At 63.5% G+C, this 18,606-nt stretch carries 14 protein-coding genes; 2 read left to right on the top strand and 12 right to left on the bottom strand.

All coding sequences use genetic code 11. The features are described from left to right. Window positions 1-27: 27 nt before the first annotated feature. The 10 genes from BLW56_RS16565 to BLW56_RS16610 form a co-directional block, all read right to left on the bottom strand. On the bottom strand, window positions 28-2,412 hold the full coding sequence (locus tag BLW56_RS16565; protein ID WP_177175999.1) for a GAF domain-containing protein: 2,385 nt from the start codon (window positions 2,410-2,412) through the stop codon (window positions 28-30). Between the two features lie 131 nt (window positions 2,413-2,543). Next, window positions 2,544-3,776, bottom strand: coding sequence for an NAD(P)/FAD-dependent oxidoreductase (locus BLW56_RS16570; protein ID WP_256203578.1), 1,233 nt, complete (start codon window positions 3,774-3,776; stop codon window positions 2,544-2,546). Window positions 3,777-3,788: 12 nt separating this feature from the next. Continuing rightward, complete coding sequence (locus BLW56_RS16575) at window positions 3,789-5,936, bottom strand: catalase (protein WP_093511814.1); 2,148 nt, start codon at window positions 5,934-5,936, stop codon at window positions 3,789-3,791. A gap of 82 nt (window positions 5,937-6,018) precedes the next feature. Then, window positions 6,019-6,984 carry an NAD(P)/FAD-dependent oxidoreductase gene (locus BLW56_RS16580; protein WP_093511815.1) on the bottom strand — a complete coding sequence of 322 codons (966 nt, stop codon included), beginning with the start codon at window positions 6,982-6,984 and terminating at the stop codon, window positions 6,019-6,021. Further along, window positions 6,981-8,285, bottom strand: a complete 1,305-nt coding sequence (locus tag BLW56_RS16585; protein ID WP_093511816.1) for a glycoside hydrolase family 130 protein — start codon at window positions 8,283-8,285, stop codon at window positions 6,981-6,983. Before BLW56_RS16585 ends, BLW56_RS16580 begins: the two co-directional genes overlap by 4 nt. A 7-nt stretch (window positions 8,286-8,292) precedes the next feature. Further along, complete coding sequence (locus BLW56_RS16590) at window positions 8,293-10,563, bottom strand: glycosyltransferase family 4 protein (RefSeq protein WP_093511817.1); 2,271 nt, start codon at window positions 10,561-10,563, stop codon at window positions 8,293-8,295. Between the two features lie 154 nt (window positions 10,564-10,717). Then, window positions 10,718-11,464, bottom strand: a complete 747-nt coding sequence (locus BLW56_RS16595) for an HAD-IIB family hydrolase (protein WP_093511818.1) — start codon at window positions 11,462-11,464, stop codon at window positions 10,718-10,720. Continuing rightward, window positions 11,461-11,700 carry a hypothetical protein gene (locus BLW56_RS16600; protein ID WP_093511819.1) on the bottom strand — a complete coding sequence of 80 codons (240 nt, stop codon included), beginning with the start codon at window positions 11,698-11,700 and terminating at the stop codon, window positions 11,461-11,463. Before BLW56_RS16600 ends, BLW56_RS16595 begins: the two co-directional genes overlap by 4 nt. Before the next feature lie 365 nt (window positions 11,701-12,065). Beyond that, the gene (locus tag BLW56_RS16605; protein WP_256203582.1) at window positions 12,066-14,474 is read right to left on the bottom strand and encodes a TonB-dependent receptor; all 2,409 of its coding nucleotides are present in this window, start codon (window positions 14,472-14,474) and stop codon (window positions 12,066-12,068) included. Window positions 14,475-14,670: 196 nt separating this feature from the next. Next, window positions 14,671-15,540, bottom strand: a complete 870-nt coding sequence (locus tag BLW56_RS16610) for an alpha/beta fold hydrolase (RefSeq protein ID WP_093511821.1) — start codon at window positions 15,538-15,540, stop codon at window positions 14,671-14,673. Between the two features lie 74 nt (window positions 15,541-15,614). Here BLW56_RS16610 and BLW56_RS16615 point away from each other — a divergent pair, with 74 nt between their 5' ends. Then, window positions 15,615-16,334: an SDR family NAD(P)-dependent oxidoreductase gene (locus BLW56_RS16615; RefSeq protein ID WP_093511822.1), complete on the top strand. Its 720-nt coding sequence runs from the start codon at window positions 15,615-15,617 to the stop codon at window positions 16,332-16,334. Between the two features lie 76 nt (window positions 16,335-16,410). Continuing rightward, window positions 16,411-17,043 carry a TetR/AcrR family transcriptional regulator gene (locus BLW56_RS16620; protein WP_143043496.1) on the top strand — a complete coding sequence of 211 codons (633 nt, stop codon included), beginning with the start codon at window positions 16,411-16,413 and terminating at the stop codon, window positions 17,041-17,043. On the opposite strand, the gene BLW56_RS16625 is transcribed toward BLW56_RS16620, so the two are convergent. After that, window positions 17,040-18,206 (bottom strand): thiolase C-terminal domain-containing protein, encoded by a 1,167-nt coding sequence (locus BLW56_RS16625; protein WP_093511824.1) that lies wholly within the window; start codon window positions 18,204-18,206, stop codon window positions 17,040-17,042. The two genes, BLW56_RS16620 and BLW56_RS16625, sit on opposite strands and share 4 nt — an antisense overlap. Then, a complete protein-coding gene (locus BLW56_RS16630; protein WP_177176000.1) occupies window positions 18,206-18,604 on the bottom strand; it encodes a Zn-ribbon domain-containing OB-fold protein in 399 nt (132 codons plus the stop codon). Before BLW56_RS16630 ends, BLW56_RS16625 begins: the two co-directional genes overlap by 1 nt. Window positions 18,605-18,606: the final 2 nt, after the last annotated feature.

The following is an 18,606-nucleotide window of genomic DNA, read 5'->3' on the forward strand; positions in this document are numbered from 1 at the left end:
GTTTTCCATTCCTGCAAGGCCGTGTGCCTAATCATGCTGTAGAAGCGACAGCGGCGCAGTGAAGCGGGCGATGAGCCCGCTTGGCGCAAAGTCGAGTTCGGCCTGGCGCATGCCCACCAGCCCCATCTGTATGAGCCGCGATCCGAAGCCCTTTTGCGAGGGCTCGATAACAGCCGGGCCACCCGCTTCCGTCCAGGTCAGGGTCAACAGGGGCCGACCATCTATGTTGTCGATATTCCACTCGACGCGTACCCGACCCCGAGGTTCCGACAAGGATCCATATTTTGCAGCATTTGTCGCAAGTTCGCTCAGCAGGAGGGAAACCGAGAGCCCGGCCCTCGGCGACAGGCCGATGGGGGGGCCCGCCACTTCGACCTGATCCGGCTCGGCATGCAGGGCGAGCACAGCGGAGGCGACCTGATGCATCTGCGCCGCGCGCCATTTGTCCTGCAAGAGGATGTCGTGCGCCGTGCTGAGGGCGATAATCCGCGATGTCAGCGCCTCGACCGCATCGCGCTCGGTAACATTCCTGAGGGTTTGCGTCGCAATCGCCTGAACCATCGCCAGCGTATTCTTGAGCCGGTGACTGAGCTCCTCGTTGAGAATCACCTGATCGGCTTCGGCCTGCAGCGCAGCGACCGCGGCATAAGTGCGGTCCGCGACGTTACGCGCAAAGGAAATCTCTTCGTCCGTCCACGTCCGCACATCGCGGTTATGGACAAAGAGCACACCCACAAGTTCGCCGCGCCGGAAAAGCGGCACCATGATCTGCGCGCGTGTATCCATCCGTTCATAGGTTGCGCGATCAGGGGCGAGTTCGACGGTAGCATGACTATCCTCCACGACGAGAGCGCCGCCCGGCGAAAGCGCCGCGACCGTCGCGCTGAACCGATTCAAACCGTGAACGCCGGTCAAGTTCTCGGCGCCTTCCAAAACCCAGGCGTGTTCGACGGTGAGGGTGCCGGTCTGGAGATCGATCAAGGCATATCCCGCGCGCTGACCAGCGAGCGTCCGACCGAGAATCTCGGCGCTGGCGGCAAAGACTTCTCCAAGATCCTCCGCATCCCGAAGCCGGTCGCCCATCTCGAGGAGAGCGGCGACCTTGATTTGCGATCGCTTGCGCTGGGTGATGTCCTGGATCGTCCCGAACATACGGGCGGTACGGCCGTCCTCATCGACCGCAAATTCCGCCCTGCGCGACACCCACCGAACCGCGCCATCGTCAGCGCGTCGAATGCGATACTCAACGTCGGTGATGGCCCGTCCGTCGCTCCGGGTCGCGATATTGGAAGGAATATGACGGTCCTCTTCGAAGACGAGCGCCTCGAATTCGGCAGCAGAATGATGATCGGCCACCGGAACGCCGAAAATTGCACAGAATTCCGGCGTGACGCTCATCCGGCCGCTTGCGACGTCCAACTCGAATGTACCGATCCGGCCGGCCTTCTGGCTTGCGAGCAAGCGCGTCTCGCTGGCAGCGAGACGATCGGCACGAAGCTTCTCGTGCGTCCGGTCGCGCAGGATCTTGATGTAACCGATAAGAATATCGCCCTGCTTGTAGAGCGGCATCATTTCGCCGCTTGCCCAGAAGCGCTCGCCGCTCTTGCGCAGGTGCCAGCGTTCGTCCATCCCCCGGCCGTATGAGGCAGCCGCCGTCATTTCCTGTTCGACCACGCCCTCCGCCCGGTCGGCCGGTGTGAAGAACCGATCTGCCGACTGCCCCAGCATTTCCTCCTCGGACCAACCGAGGATATGTTCGGCTCCGCTGTTCCACTCGGTGACATGGCCCGCAAGGTCGGTCGCGATGATGGCATAGTCGGTAACGCTCTCGACGATCGCGCTATGGCGCGCCTCGGCATCGGCGCGTGTCTTCAAGGCCAGGCGGAGTTCGAGCTGCGCCATCACTTGGTTAGCCAGCGTGCGGAGCGCGTCCCGCTCGAGGTCCCCCAGGTTACGAGGACGGGTATCGAGCACGCAAAGCGTCCCGATCGGCAGGCCCTCGGCGGTCTTCAGCAAGGCTCCGGCGTAAAATCGAAGTCCGTTTTCGGCCGTTACCAACGGGTTGCAATTGAAACGGTGATCCTTTGTCGCATCGGGTATGACGAGAAAATCTTCCTCCAGGATCGCGGTCGCGCAGAAGGAAGTTTCAAGCGGCGTCGAGCGCACCCCCAAACCGACTTCGGCCTTGAAGAACTGGCGCCCGTCGTCGATCAGATTGATCACGGCAATCGGCGCATCGCAAATGCGCGCGGCCAGCCGCGCCACCTCGTCGAAGGCTTCCTCCGGCGGCGTGTCCAATATTTCATACCGCCGCAGAGCCTCGAGCCGCCGCTCCTCGCGGGAAAGAACTATCGCGTCGGACATTTGCACGGAGTATCCTAGGGTCTCGAGACCTGCCGGCAGCAGGATCACTCAGAGCGCGGCCACCATGCCGATTGACGCGTGCGATGCCAACATAAACATTCGCCGCCCGATATTCCGGCGCTGCCGAAAGCCCCCAAGGAGGCAAGCGGTCTCCGGCGCAATGGATCCGGCGTCGGCAGTCAAAATTTCCGGTGGAAGCTGACCAGGTCGGCATCCGCATCGCCATAGCCGCAAATCAGGCCGCGCAGCATCTGTGCCGCCATCATCGAGAAGGTTATGCCGTTCCCCCCATATCCCATCGCAGCATAGCAGTTCGGCATGCCTGGGATCCGTCCGATGGTCGGCGTGCCGACCGGGCTGTCGCCGAAACTGCCGGCCCAGCTGTGCGCGGGTGTCGCATCGACGCCCGGCAACAGAGCGGCAAGCTTGCGCGACAGCGTAGCGGTCTTGTCGGGAAGCTTCGCGTCGCGGAGCGCCGCATCGGCGATTTCCTCGTCTTCGCCGCCGCAGATGATCTCGCCGCGCGGGGTGGTCCGGATGTAGAGATAGGGATCGGCGGCTTCCCAGATCATCGCGGCGGTCGGCCAGATCGCGCGGGGCTGCGGGCGGGTCGCGATCGACCAGCTTGAGATGATCTTGTTCCCCTTGCGCGGGACGCCCTTCATCATTTCATAGCCTGTTGCGACGACGAGATGCTGGGCACGGATGGCAGGTCCGTCTTTGGAACGGAGCGTCACGCCCGCCTCGGAGGGAGCGACATCGCAAATGTCGACCGGGGCGTAGAGCCGCGCCCCGCGCGAAATCGCAACGTTCAGATAGCCTGCGGCCAAGCGGCGCGGATCGGCCGAATAATTGCCGTAACCGATGATCGCATGACGGCCCTTGATGCCATAGCGATCCTCGACCTGCGCGGGCTTGAGCAATTCGATCTCGAATCCGGCCCGGCGCCGCGCCTCGGCTTCGCGCGCAAGTCCCGCCGCATCGAGTATATTGCCGTCGAGATAGATCGAACCGCGCGTCGCGCCATCGACGTCGAGGCCGAGCCGCTCGGTCCGTTCGCGCAGCGCGTCGACCGACTGGCGCGAGCGGCGCCAGATGCGTTCGGCTTTGTCGCGGCCGATCCGTTCGGCCATTTGATGGAGCGGCGTATCGATCTCATATTGCAGCATCGCGGTCGAGGCCGCGGTCGAGCCGTTGGTGGGGCCGCGGCGATCGACGATCACGACATCGAACCCGACGTCTGACAGTTGCTCGGCGATCAGCGCGCCCGATATGCCGGCACCGACCACCACGATATCGCACGCGACATCGCGGGTCAGCGGCTTTTCCTCAATGGCCGGACGACGCCGCGCCGACCAGATCGACTGGCCGGTCCGGAGGTCGCGATGATGGGTCGCCGATGCGCGGCTCACGAAAAAAGGCGATCAGGCAAGGTCGCGAACCTTGGCTTCGCGCGCCCAGTGGCGCCGCGTTCCAACGTCGGCGAATTTGTCGATCGCAACGACACCGCCGTCCTTTTCGGCCCCCGCCTTGTCGAGCAGCAACTGCGTCGCCTCGTCGTGCGCGATCGTCTTGCAATGGCCATAGGCGTCCATGAACCACTGAACCGCCGCGCCCTGCTTCGACAGCGCCTTGGCCTGTTCGTCGGTCAGGATCGATGCGACGGCGTCGAACAATATCGAGGGCGAACCCGCGAGCTGGCCATCGGCCTTGAGCGTGCCGCCCTTGACCTTGATCCCGCCGACCTTGGGCGCGACGAGGAAGGCGGTGCCGCCGGCGCTTTCGATGGCGCCCTTCAGCTTTTCGATCGCCGCCTTGTCCGACCCCTCGGCGAACAGAATCGCGACCTTGCGGCCCTCCATCGTGTCGTCGGCATTTTTCTGGATCGACAGTGCGTCGGAGGTCTTGAGATCGACCGGCGCGCGCGCGGCCTTTTCCTTTGCAGGCAGGTCGATCGCAAGCCCTGCGGCAACGCGCTTGGCCAGATCCTCGTCGATATTGCGAAGCTGGCCCACGACGCGGGCGCGGACATGATCGAGTGTCACCTTCGACAGTTCGAACACGAGCGCCGAGGCGATATGCGCCTGCTCATTCTCGGTCTGCGACAGGTAGAAGAGACGCGCCTGGCTGAAATGATCGGCGAAGAGGTCGGCGCGAATGCGCAGCTTCTGCGCCGGATCGTTCCGTTCGTCGTTGGTCTCGAAGGTTCTGAAGCCCGTTTCGATGCTGGCGCGCGGACCGCCATTCTCGCCGGCTTCGGCCAGGCTGTTGGGTTCGTAATTGGCCCGCCCGGTCGGCACGAGCGTCTGCATCATCCCGTCACGCTGGAAATTGTGGAACGGGCATTTGGGGGCGTTGATCGGAATCTGGTGGAAATTGGTCGTGCCCAGCCGCGACTTCTGCGTATCGAGATAGGAGAAGAGCCGGCCCTGCAGCAGCGGATCGTTACTGAAATCGATGCCGGGGATGATGTTCGACGGCAGGAAGGCGACCTGTTCGGTCTCGGCGAAGAAATTGTCGACGTTGCGGTTGAGCGTCATCCGGCCGACGATCTCGACGGGGATATCCTCCTCGGGGATCAGCTTGGTCGCGTCGAGCACATCATAGGGTTGCTTGGTCGCGAACGCCTCGTCGAACACCTGCACGCCGAGATCCCACGCCGGGAAGTCGCCCGCATCGATCGCCTCGAACAGGTCGCGGCGGTGGAAATCGGGATCGGCACCGGCGATCTTGACCGCTTCGTCCCACGTCGTCGACTGGATGCCGAGCACCGGCTTCCAGTGGAATTTGACGAACTTGCCCTCGCCCTTTTCATTGACGAAGCGGAAGGTGTGGACGCCGAAACCCTCGATCATGCGCAGGCTGCGCGGGATCGTGCGGTCGGACATCGCCCACATGATCATGTGCATCGCCTCAGGCATCAGGCCGATGAAGTCCCAGAAAGTGTCGTGCGCGCTTGCGGCCTGCGGATAGCCGCGGTCGGCCTCCATCTTCACGCTATGGACGAGGTCGGGGAATTTCATCGCGTCCTGGATGAAGAAGACGGGGATATTGTTGCCGACGAGATCCCAGTTGCCACTGTCGGTATAGAGCTTGACCGCGAAGCCGCGCACATCGCGCGGCGTGTCGACCGATCCCGCGCCGCCCGCGACAGTCGAGAAGCGGACGAAGACCGGACACGTCGCGCCCTCCTTCTGCAGGATCGACGCCTTGGTCAGTCCGGGGATCGCCTTGGTGCATTCGAACACGCCGTGCGCGCCCGAACCGCGGGCGTGGACGATGCGCTCGGGGATGCGCTCATGGTCGAAGTGGAAGATTTTCTCGCGGAGGACGAAGTCCTCGAGCAACGTCGGCCCGCGTTCGCCCGCGCGCAGCGAATTCTGGTTGTCGGAGATGCGGTGGCCGAAATTGTCGGTGAGATATGCGGCCGGATCGGTGACGTCGCCTTCGACCTGCTGGTGCAGTTCATCGCCATTGCCGCGGCTGCCGGCCGGGGCAACCCGACCCTCGCCAGGCTGATGGTCGCCGAGGGCGTGGACGGTCGCAGGCGATGGCGCGGGATTCTTGGCCATGATCGGTTCCTTGAATTTTGAGGGGCTTGCATCCTCAACCCCTCGCTCGCGCTTAGGTTTCGCCGTGCGTCGCTTTCCCTGACTATTTCTGATCGGCCATCACATGCCCGTCCTGTTCGCGGAGCCAGTTGTGGAGACGCGTCGCCGCCATCGCGGCCTGCCCGATCGCGACGCTGATCTGGTCGAGACCTTCGATGACGTCGCCCGCGGCATAAACGCCGGGAAGCAGTCCATCCGAAAAAGCACCGAACGGGATGCAGCCATTGGGGTCGGTCAGCGGACCCAGCATGGCGGCAAGCTCGCTGCGCGGGGTCGATCCGAATGCCGGGTAGAGCGTGTCGAACCGGCGCGGCTCGGTCTCGCCCTCGATCGTGACGAACATCGCCTCCTCGGTAGCGTCGAGGCGGAGAACCCGGCCTTCGAGAACGTCGACGCCGCTCGCTTCGAGTTCGCTCCGCTGCCGATCGGTCAGCGCCACCTGCCATTTCGGGATGAGCGTCACGTCGCTCGAATATTGCCGCAGGAACATCGCCTCGGCGGCGCCACGGAGGTCGGAACCGAGGACCGCGATCCGCTCGTCGCCATGTTCGAAGCCGTCGCAGATCGGGCAATAGCGCAGCACGCCGTTCCGAACCGCATTGTCGTGATCGCCGCTATCAAGCTTGGCGAGATTGGTGTCGACGCCGGTCGCGAGGATCAGGCCGCGGGCATCGATCGTCGCGCCGTCCGCGAGGCGGGTACGAAAGCCCTCGTCATTTTGTCCGCAGGCGATTTCCTCGACCCTGCTTTCGACAATCTCTGCACCGTAGCGCACGGCATGGTCGCTCATGCGTGCGATGAGATCGGGGCCGGCGATCCCTTCGGGAAAGCCTGGAATATTGCGCGAGCGCGGAACCCAGAGCGCCCGCGAACTGCCGTCATGGACGATCCGTACCCTTCGACGGTAGCGCGCAAGATACATGCCCGCCGTCAGTCCCGCAGGTCCTGCGCCGACGATCAGCACATCGAGCGCGAGCCCCTCATCAGCCGAACGCGAGTCCGCCTTCAACGGGCGATCCGCGCAGGATAGTCCATCGCCGCCAGGATGTCGGCGACCGCGACGAACGCAAAGCAGACCGAACTGTCGGCGACGCCATAGGGCAGGAAGATATCGTCGCCGACGCGGATCGCGCCGCAGGTGTAGACGACATTGGGGACATAGCCCTCGCGATCCTCGTCGGCGGCAGAGAGGATGGGGTTGGGGGTACGTCCGATCACCTTCGACGGATCGGCCTTGTCGAGCAGCACCGCACCGATCGCATATTTGCGCATCGCGCCGACGCCGTGCGTCAGCACCAGCCAGCCCTCGTCCAGCTCGATCGGGGCGCCACAATTGCCGATCTGGATCAGTTCCCAGGGAAAGCGTGGCTCGAGCAGCAACTCGCCGTCCTCCCACTGATCGACCGCATCCGAGCGCAGCAGATAGAGATTCTTGCCGTCCTGCCGGCCGATCATGCAGAATTGCCCGTCGATCTTGCGCGGGAACAACGCCATGCCCTTGTTGCGCCCCGCCTTGCCCTTGATCGGTGTCAGCGTAAAATCCCTGAAATCGCGGGTCCGGAGCAGTTCCGACTGGATGTCCCGGCCGCTGTAGGCCGTATAGGTCCCGATCCATTCGCTCTTGCCGCTGTCGCGCTCGAACTCGAGCAGCCGCAGATCCTCGAGACCGTTGCGCTGCGCTTCGGTGATCGGAAAGATTACCGTGCCTGACAGCGTGCTGTCATTCTGACGATAGAGCGAGACGACATCGTCAGGCTTGTCCTCGCGATGCTGACCCAGCATCGCCGCTGTGGCGAAGCCCGGTTGGGGCAGCAAGGTCAGCTCGCGGTCGTGGGTGATGATGCCCTCGCGAAAGGCGATCGTCGAAATATGCCCCTCGCCTACCGCGCGCAGCGACAGGAGAATGCGGATGCTCCCTTCCTGCAAGCCGCTTTGATCGGGATGACGCACGACGCTAGGGTTCATCAGCGCCGCGGCGGCATAGCTATATTCATGGCAGAAGTAAGCGCCGATCAAGAGCCGCATCTCGCGCTTCAGTGTCAGGCCCTCGAGACCGAGCTTCGGTTCGATCTGCTCGAAACGATCCTCGAACACCTTCTCGATCTGCCAGTGCCGATCGGCGAAATCGCGCAGGACCACGGCGAGTTCGGCGCGCACGGTGCGCGTGTCGAGCGCAACGATTTCGCGCGCCAGACGCTGCACGCGTTCGAGATCGGGGCCGGACGCTTGCCATGCAAGGTGGAAGGGCCGCACGACGACGCGCGTCGGGTCGGCGTGGAGCCGCAATTCGTCCTGGACCAGATGCACCATAATCCCCTCAGTCGACTTTGCGGATGAAATCCCGAATGGCATGGGTCGCATGCTGATAGGCGATAACCGACTCCGCACCCTCATTCAGATTGAGCCCGCGCGGATTTATGCCGTCCTTGCTGGTGCCCGTGAGCGCATCGCCGACGATCACGCCGCGGTCATTGGCTCCGGTAAACCACTCATAGGCGCGCCGCGCATGTGTCAGCCAGATATCGTCACCGGTGACATCATACGCCGCCGAAGACGCGTCGATCGCCGCCCAGATTTCAAGCGGCTGCTGGTCGAACGGCCGCGGCTGCTCGTAGGCATGACCGAAGCTGTCGGACCCGACGGGGCGATAGTGACCTTGAGCGGTAATCTGGATGTCGTTGATCCACCGCAGCGTCTCGATCCCGCACGCGGTGACGTCGGCACGCTCCAGCCGCACGCCCGCGCGCAGCATGGCCTCGGGCAGACGGCCATTATCATAGGCGAGCACCGGTTCGAACCAGCGCCAGTCCGGCCTCGCCGCGACCTCGTAAAGCGTGATCAGCCGGTCGGCGCCGCTGCGCAATATCCGGCTCGCCAGATCATGTTCGGGATGCGTCGCGAGCAGGAAGTCGGCGCCAAGCATCGCAAAGGCGATCGCACGCGGGGACAGGAAATCCAGTGCGGACGCGGCGGTGCGCTCGAACAGTTCATGCGCCCATTGCCGAATACCGGGATCGCGCGCATCGCGCGCCGTCGCGCCGAGTGCCCAGAGGGTTCGCCCGCAGCTATCCTCCGACCCGACCTCCTCGAGCCAGTTGCGTCCGAAGCCCATGAAATTGCGAAATTCGCCGCGGTCCGGGTTCCAGGCATGCTGCACGAACGCCGCAAAGACTGAAGTCAGCTGCCCGCACCTGCCGAGGGCGTCTTCGTCGAGCCGATGCATCAGCATCAGCGCGCGGGCATTGTCGTCGACGCAATAGCCGTGCGCGCGGTCGGGGATCATGTGAACGCTGTGCTGGAGGATGCCGGTATCGTCGCAAATGCGCAGGAAGCCGTCGATGCCGATCCGGTCGGGAATGGTCGCGGCTTTGGGCAGGACGCGGCTTTCCGCGATCAGCGCGCAGGTCCGCTCAGCGAACACCGGCCAGATCATCTCGCGGCCGCGATCATAGGCCCGCCGCTGCAGCGTGAGCAGCCGGTCGGAATCGCCGAGCAGATAGCGGATCTCGTTCGCGATCGCTTCGCTGTCGTTGAAGGGTACGAGCACGCCATGATCATCGGCGAGTAGCTCGACCGCATGCACATAGGGCGTCGAGATCACGGCCTTGCCCAGTGCCATCGCATAGGAGAGCGTGCCCGACGTCGATTGCTGCGCCCCGGTGTAAGGCGTCACATAGATGTCGGCCGCCTCGATCAGATCGAGCAGGTCGTCGGTGTCCATGAAGGCGTTGATCCAGCGGACATGCGCATCGACCCCGAGCGAGACGGCGAGCGCCTGGAGCCGGTCGCGATAGGCTTCGCCTTCATGCGCGAGCAGATTGGGATGCGTGGCACCCGCGATGCAATAGAGAAAGTCGGGATGGTCCTCGACGATCGCGGGCAACGCCTCGATAACCGCTTCGATCCCCTTGCCGGGAGACAAGAGCCCGAAGGTCAGCGCGACCTGTTTGCCCGCGAACCCGAACTGCGGTTTGAACTGCGAAGCGCGGCCAAATGGTCGGTCGGGAACGCCGTGCGCGATCAGCGCGATCTGATCTTCATCGGTACGATAGACGATGCGCAGCAGGTCGCGCGAGCGTTCGGACATGACGACGAGCTTGGTCGCGCGGTCGATCAACCGCTCCATGACGCGGCGCTGATCGGCATCGGGTTCGGCAAGCACCGTGTGAAGGGTAATGATCAGAGGCGCGGAAACCCGGTCCACGAGTTCGAGCACCATATCTCCTCCCAGGCCGCCGAAGAGACCGAACTCGTGCTGAAGCCAGACGATGTCGGCGCAGCTCGCCTCGATCTGTTTTGCCGCATCGATAAAGCTGTCGGCATCACCCTCGATAATCGCGGAACGGACCACCGGGTCGAATATGGTCGGGGTCGCTGCGGGCGCCATCGCATAGACATCGACGGCGATCTCGGGCGCAGCCGCCTCAAGCGATGCGTATATATCGGCGGTGAAAGTCGCGATGCCGCAGCGCCGCGGAAGGAAACCGCCGACCAATGCGAGCCGGAGGGTCGGTGCGACGGCGGGACGGAGCGATTGACAAGCCTCAAGGCCTTCATCGAACGACGTGCGATCGGGAGCTTCGTACACAGGTTTTACCTTCCAAAATGAAGCGATAGAAGGCCTCACCCAAATAGATTGATTGTGTTGGGACGCCCGTCGATCTGCTGCGACGCGTCCGGAAATAGAACAAATCAGCGGGACTTTGGTTCCGCCGGGCACCGGCTCCGCCCCGAAGCCCCGGTCATTTCAGGCAAGCGACGATCGATGCGATAACCGCCAGCGTTTCGCGCGGATCGCGCACACAAACTGTGTCGAGCCCGAGTGTCTTTGCAGGATAATCATTGCCGCCGGGAAAAATCGCATCGCCAATAAACATCATCGCGTCGAACGGGGTGGCGCTCGCATCGCGCAGCCTGGTCAGCCCATAGGCCTTGTCGACGCCTTCGCGGGTGATGTCGATCGACGTCGCCCCGCCCATGTTGATCGACAATCCCGGCAGGCGCGCGCGAAGATCCTGCTGGATGATCTTGCGCTTGGCAAAGTCCGGATCCCATTTTTCCTTGGCGTTGATCGGCGCCTGCTGCCCGAGCGCCGAAAAGGTGATCTGGCTGCCACGGTCTTCGATGCGCTCGCCCCAGACGGCTTCAGGCACGAAGCCGGTCGCTTCGAGCGCGGCGTCGAAGGCTTCGAATATGCGCTGTTTCTCTTCGTCGGCGAAGAGTTCCGCATAGACCGCCTGCCAAGCATCGGAATGGAAAGTATAGAGCTTCGTGCCTGTCGTCGGCATGAGCCATAATCGCGAACGGTCGACGCGAACCGGAAGGCGCGAGGCGATCTGCTTGTCGAACTGCGGCCAGTCGCCGCCCGAGATGATGGCCACGTCGGCAACGGAGAGAAGATCTGCAAGCGCTTCCCCCATCGCTTCGTCGAGAGGCTGCTTGCTCTCGGCCAGTGTGCCGTCGAGATCGAACGCAATAAGATGTTTCAAAGCATGTCGCCGACATACCGATCGCGTTCGACGCGGCCGGACAGCCCCACGTCCCGCGGTGCCCCCCCGACCATGATGAGATTGCCCGTCAAACCCCGAATGTCGCGATAGTCGTTGATGCGCTTGGCATAATAGAGCGGCAGATCGAAATTTGCCGCCGCATGCCCGCGACTCGCCGCTTGACTGACTGACATCAGGGCGATCTGATGATGATAGAGAAGTTCATTGAGATCCATATTTTCGCTCCTTGGGCGGGAGCGCGATGGTCTCTCAGTTACCGGCACGCAGTTTGGCGCGGCAATGACTGAGATGTGGTGTCTCAGCGGGGCATTGCAACCTCAGCGGTCCATTTTTATCACGCATCCGTTGTTGGCCGGTAGCAGAATGTCGGCTTTCAATCGGCAGACCTGTATTAGTTGCCGTGCCCGACCGTTCTCGGAACCGGTTCCATCCGCTAATATGCTCAACAAGGGCCATTCCCGCGCGAATGGCCCTTTGCCGTCCTTCGAGCCGTGATATTAACAGAAGCAATTACGTTCAACGGTCGGGGCTTCAAGGACTTGAGCAACTATCGAAAGAAATTGGCAGGCTGGTTATCCGGTCAGAACTTGAACCCGACCTCGACGTAGATTTCGCGGGGATTGTCGACAAAGGCCGACATGTCGGCCAGCACGCCCGTCCCGGCGGTGCCCGTTCCCGTCCCGCCTGCGAACGGAATATCGTTTGCCGCGGTGACCACCAGCTTGTTGGTCAGGTTGCGGCCGATGACGCCGAAGCTCCAGCGGTCGTCTGGTCCGTTGACGCGGAGCGCCGCGTCGATCTTCGTATAGGCCTTCTGCACGCCGTCGGGCCGCAGCGTGTCGGTGAAGTTATATTTTCCGGTGTAGCTGACGTCGCTCGAGAGTTGCAGCGTCCAACCCGATGCCGTCAGCGGCATGTCGTAGCTCGCACCAATCCGCCCGGCAAAGCGCGGCGCCTTCGGCGGCGTCCGGCCATCATAATCCTGGCTGGTGAAGGCCGCGCCGGGTGCCGGCGCGAGCAGATTGCATCCCGCCGCGACGGTCTGGCCGCCATAGCATTGCCCGATATAATCCTTGTACGACGCGTCGTTGAACGCCGCCGCACCGCGCAGCGAAAAACCGCCCGAGCGCCAGTTGAAATCGCCCTCGATCCCCTTGACCCGCAGCGTACCGGCATTGGCGACGACCTGTCCGATCGTCACCGGATCGAAATTCTGCACCTGCAGGTCTAGATAGTCGTAATAATAAGCGGTGGCGTTGAGCGACAACGCGCCGCCCATCAGGATGGCGCGCGCGCCGACCTCTCCGCCGCGGGCGCGTTCGGCGCCATATTCGCCCGCCGCGACGGTCGCCGCGGGGGTCAGGGTCTGCGAGATGTTGAACCCGCCCGATTTGAAGCCTTCCTTGTACGCCGCATAGAAGGTCAGATCGCGCGACGGCTTGTAGCGCAGCGTGACCTGCGGCGAGACGTCGGTTTCACGGTAACGGTCGTCGAGGCGCAGCCCGGCGGGGAACGCCGCCGCAAAGCCCAGATGCGCCGGCAACGACGCCTGATAACTGTCGCGCGATTCATAACTCCAGCGCGCGCCGCCCGCGAGTTCGATCGAATCCGTCAAATTGGCCGTGACTTCGCCGAAGGCTGACATCGAGCTGCCCTTGAACCCGTTGTCGCGCTTGAAGGTGACATAGGTGTCGGTCACCGGGCTGATCGGCACCGGGAAGATATAGGCGTCGGTGTTGAAGATGAATTTGTTGCTCGACGCGAACAGGCCGAACAGCACGTTGACCGCGCCGTCCCATTTCGACTGGAAGCGAAGCTCCTCGGAGGTCTGGCGGTAATCGGCGAGCTGCGAGAAGCTTGCCGGATAGGCTTCGCCCGACACATTGTTGAGGTCGTTCTGCTTGAAGCGATAATAGGAGGTGATCGAGGTGACGTCGAACACGTCGCTGGTCAGCGTCGCGGTGAGGATGCCGTATCCCGACTTCAACCGCGAATACATGTGGCCGTCGCCGGCATAACGGTAATTCGCGTTCGCCACGGCGACCGGCAGCGTCGAGCTGTCCGAGCGGCCGTTGATGCGGCAATCGGCATTGGGGCTGGGCGGAATGCCGGTCGGACCGCCGAAGGGGTTCGGCGAAAAGGGCGTCGTGCGGCCGCCGCCACAGATGCGTTCGACGATGTCAGTCGGCCCGCCATCCTTCTGGTCGGTGTAGCCGGTCTTGACCTGGAAGGTCAGATTGTCGGTCGCATCCCACTCGATCGTCGCGCGGCCGCTATAGGTCCGGCCGCCGCCGCGATATTTGCTGTTGCGGTGGCGCTCCATGCCGAGTGGATCGAGATAGGTCGCGGCGGCGCTGTTGGTGAAGGCGCCGTCGCTGTCGGCGACGCGGAAGGCAAGACGCGCGCGCAGGCCGTCGGCGAGCGGTCCCGAAATATAGCCCTCGCCATATTTCTCCTTCGCCTCGAAGCCGTAACCCGCCTTGAACCCCGCCTCGAACACGTCGCGCGGGCTGTTGGTGGTCACCGCGATCAGGCCGCCGGTCGCATTCTTGCCGAAGAAGAGCGCTTGGGGTCCCTTCAGCACCTCGACGCGCTGGACGTCATATTGGCTGAGGCCGATCTCGCGGCCGCGGCTCATCGGCATGCCGTCGACGACGAAGGACACTGACTGGTCGAACCCGGCGCTGAGCGCGGTCGAACCGACGCCGCGCAGGAAGATGCTGGCCGAGGAGCCCGATGCGGCCTTGCCCGCGACCATCGTCGGGACGAGCGAGGCCATGTCGCTGAAATCGGTCACCGCATAATTGTCGAGCGCCGCGCCGCCCAGAGCGGTGATCGCGACCGGCGCATCGATCAGACGTTCGTCGCGGCGGCGTGCGGTGACGATGATTTCGCCGTCAGCGGGAACAGTAGCGGTTTCATCGGCCACGGGCGCGGTGTCGGCCGGCGCCGTCTGCGCCAGTGCGGGGAAGGCAATCCCGGCAGCCACGATAACCGAAGCCAGGCAGGCATTGCGAACAGCGCGAAGCGAAACACTGCGATCCATAACGGTCCTCTCCAAAAAGCAGGCCGTCATCCGCAGCCTTGATCATTAACCTATGCCCATTAGATTTAATGTCAATTGGAAAATGTAACGCCGTAAGGTTTTAGGCGCGATGAAACATGGCTTTGTTATTAAATGATTTTTAAGGATTTTCGCGATATGCTGTGCTCAAGATGCGCCGCGCAAATCCGACTACGCCGTCGTTGAAAGCGTCGTTGCGATCCCCGGCGACCATATGGCCGGCACCCGCAACGTCGAGCAGTTCAAGCCGCGAAACCTGACGCCGAAACGCCGCGACACCCGCATCGCCGACGACGTCGCTCGCGAGCCCGCGGACGAGCAGGACCGGCACGTCGGGGAGCGTGGCAAGGCGTTCGGCGGCTTCACGGACGACCAGATGATGCGCCTCGGGCGGTGCATCGACGATGCGCGGGTCCCAGTGCCACCGGAAACGCCCGTCGGTGCCTTCACGCAAATTCTTCATCAACCCGCGACTGTCTGCCGGGCGTTCGCGTGCGGGATTATAGGCTGCAACGGCCGACACCGCGTCCTCTACCGTCGCGAAGCCGTCGGGGTTGCCGCGCATGAAGCCGACGATGCGATCGACGCCCTTCGCCTCGGGTTCGGGGACGATATCGACGAGTACCAGTCCGGCGGGCCGCAGCCCGCGATCGACGGCGACGATCGACGTCGCGCCGCCAAGCGACGCACCCACGAGAATGAAGGGCGCGCCCAAGGTTCCGGCCACGGCGGCGAGATCGGCGGCACGATCGTCGAGGCTATAGGCTCCCTCGGGCGACCAGTCGCTTTCGCCATGGCCGCGCGCGTCGAAGTTGACGACGTGGAACCCTTCGGCGAGCAGCCGGTCGACCGCGCGGCTCCAGCTATGCCGGGTCTGGCCGCCGCCGTGGAGCAGGATGACCGCAGGCGCGTCCGCATCGCCGCCACAGTCGGCAACCAGCCGGACGCCGTCTGGTGCAATGAAAACCGTCCGTTGCAAGCCGCTCGCCATGCCTCGCCTCTCCTGCTTGCCAAGAGCCTGCGCTTCGCATTATCTAACGTCAATAGATTTATCGGGAGAGCGAAATGATCGTGTTCGACTTCAGCGGAAAGCGCGTCCTCGTGACGGGCGGAACGCAAGGCATCGGCCTCGGCATTGCCGCCGCCTTTGCCGCCAGCGGCGCCGACGTCATCGTCAGTGGAACCCGCCCAACGGCCCAAGACTATGACGACGATCTGGCGCGCTTTACCTACGTGCAAGCGCGGATGGACGAACCTGCAGACCGCGCAAGGCTTGTCGAAGCGGCCGGCCCCATCGATATCCTTGTCAACAATGCCGGCCAGTCGCACCCCGACGAATATTCGATGGAGGGCTATTCGCGGGTCATCGATGTCAACCTCTCCGCCGCCGTCGAGCTCAGCTATCTTTGCTTTCCGGTCTTGCGCGAACGCGGCGGAACGATCGTCAACATCGGGTCGTGCGCGAGCTTCATCGCGATCGGCTATGCCCCCGCCTATACCGCGAGCAAGACCGGTCTGCTCGGTTTCACCCGCGCCGTTGCCGACCAATGGGCGCGCGATGGCGTTCGCGTAAACCTGGTCGCGCCCGGATTCATCGAGACGCGAATGACCGCCGGCGTGCGCGCCGACGAACGGATGAGCGGCAACACGCTGCGCGCCATTCCCGTTCGCCGTTTCGGAACCCCGCCCGAAGTCGCAGCCGCGGCGCTGTTTCTCGCCTCCCCCCAAGCCTCCTATATTACGGGACAGAGTATCGTGGTCGACGGCGGCCTGATGCTGCGATGACGCAAAACCTTATCCTTTTAGGCTGGAACTTCGGCGCACCCGCTGCCATGAGCGGCAAGGAAAGCAGGATATTCTTTTGGCAAGACCTTCAAAACCGCTGATCTCGCGAAGCAACGCGGCAGAAGCCGCGCTCGAAGTTATCGACGAGCGCGGGCTTGAAGAACTGAGCCTGAGCCTTGTGGCGAAGAAGATCGGCGTCCGCCCTCCCTCGCTTTACCATCATTTCAAGGACAAGTCGGAGCTGCTTCAGGAAGTGGCGCGCATCATGCTGGTCAAGATGCCGGCGGTCAGCGCGACCGGCCAGTCGTTCGAGGAACAGATCATCGCGCGCTGCGTCGCGACGCGCCAGACGTTGCTCAAGCATCCCAACGCTGCGCCGCTGATCCTGCGCTATTTTCCGCGTTACATGCTATTGTCGGCCTATGACCGCGCGGCGTCCGAAGAACCTTATCCGACGCCGATCAAGATGACGGTCATCGATGCGGTCGAGAAATACACCTATGGCGCCGCGCTATTCGAAGCCTCGGCGCGCGCGCGCGGGATCGAACCGATGCCGGCCGTCGACGCGGAGAAATATCCGAGCCTTGCCAAGGCGATCGCCGACAATCCGTTCGACGACGAGCAGCTGTTCGTCGAGTCGCTGCGCCTGTTCCTTGTGGGCGTTCGCGAACGGATCAAATCGAACAGCATCGGCCAATCACTGGACTAGGGAATTTCGTTCCCGAAAATCGCCGAGCTGACCGTCGGCGCGCCGGGGCCGCCCGCAAGCAGGCAGATTTTCGCATCGGGCACCGGGTTCGACGACTCGCCGCGAAGCTGCTTCACCGCCTCATAGGCCGTGCCGATGCCGTGGATGAAGCCCTGCGCGAAATTGCCGCCGCCGGTGTTGACCGGCAGCTTGCCGGTCGGCGCGATCAGATTGTCGAACCGCACGACGTTCGCAACATTTTCATAAGTGCAGAACCCATGGTCGATCAGCGAGGCGACGCCCTGCGCGCCGAAATTCTCGTAAAGCTGGACGACATCGATATCGGCGGGCGACAGCCCGGTTTCGGCATAGAGCCGCCGCGCAATCGGGCGGAATCCGGCGGTCGGGTAGAGCGCCTCGTCGTCATTCTCGAGCAGGTCGCCCCACCCCTTCTCCGCTCCGTTGGCGCAACCGAGCAGATAGGCGGGCGACTTCCTCAGATCGCGCGCGCGTTCGGCCGACACCATCAGGAAAGCGGCGGCACCGTCATTCTCGCGGCTGCAATCGAACAGCCGGAACGGTTCGGCGATCCATCGCGCGTCGCGGAACGCCTCGACATCGAGATCCTCGCCATAGGCGACGGCTTCGGGATTGCGCGCGCCATGATAATAGGAGGCGCGAACCAGATCCTCGGCAACCGATATCGGCACGCCATGATGCTCGTACATGCGGTTGGCGCGGATCGCGCAGACCTGCGCGGGTGCGACGATCCCGGCGGCGAGCATATGATCGTTGAGATGATGCGCCATGACCGCGGCGGACAGGCGCCCGCTCGATCCTTCGACCAGCGCGCGGAAAACGACCACCGCGCTCGCCTGTCCCGAGATGATCGCCGCCGCGGCCAGCCCGAAGGCGCCGGCAATACCGCCGCCACCCCCGCCCCATATGACGCTCGACCATTTGAGCTCGCGCGTTCCGAGCGCGGGCATGAGCCTGACCGGCTCATTCTTGTCGTCGCCATAGGAGACGAAGCCGTCGACCTCGGCCGGATCGAAGCCCGCATCGGCGCAGGCGGCCCGGATCGCCTTGACAAGCACGCCCTGTTCGGGGAGCGGCGACGCACCGCGCTTGTACTGGCGCATGCCGATACCCGCGACGGCGGTGGTTCCGTAAAGCGGGTGCATCAGCCGCGGCTCCAGATGATAGTGGGGATGTCGCGCTCTCCGACCCGGGTCGCACCGATGGCGCCGCTTATCGGCTCGCCGATCACGGGCGCGGTCTGGTCGGGATCGTCGAGACGGCCGAGCAGGCGGATGCCGCAATCGTCGACCGTCGCGACGATCGACACGAACGGCAGGTCGAGGCTTTCGGTGAAGCCGAAGCGATGCCAGGTCCGCGTCCACGAGAAGATCGTCCCCGCCATGGTGCGCTCGACCCAATCGATCCGTTCGCTGCCGCAAGCGCCGCAGCGGCTGACCGCCGGCCACAGCCAATTGCCGCAGCCTCCGCAGCGCGGGAGCAGCAGGCGGCCTTCGGCCAATCCATTCCAATAGGGCGCGTCGGCGCCATCATTTGCGTGCATGA

This window comes from Sphingopyxis sp. YR583, assembly GCF_900108295.1.
In the GTDB taxonomy this organism is placed as follows: domain Bacteria; phylum Pseudomonadota; class Alphaproteobacteria; order Sphingomonadales; family Sphingomonadaceae; genus Sphingopyxis.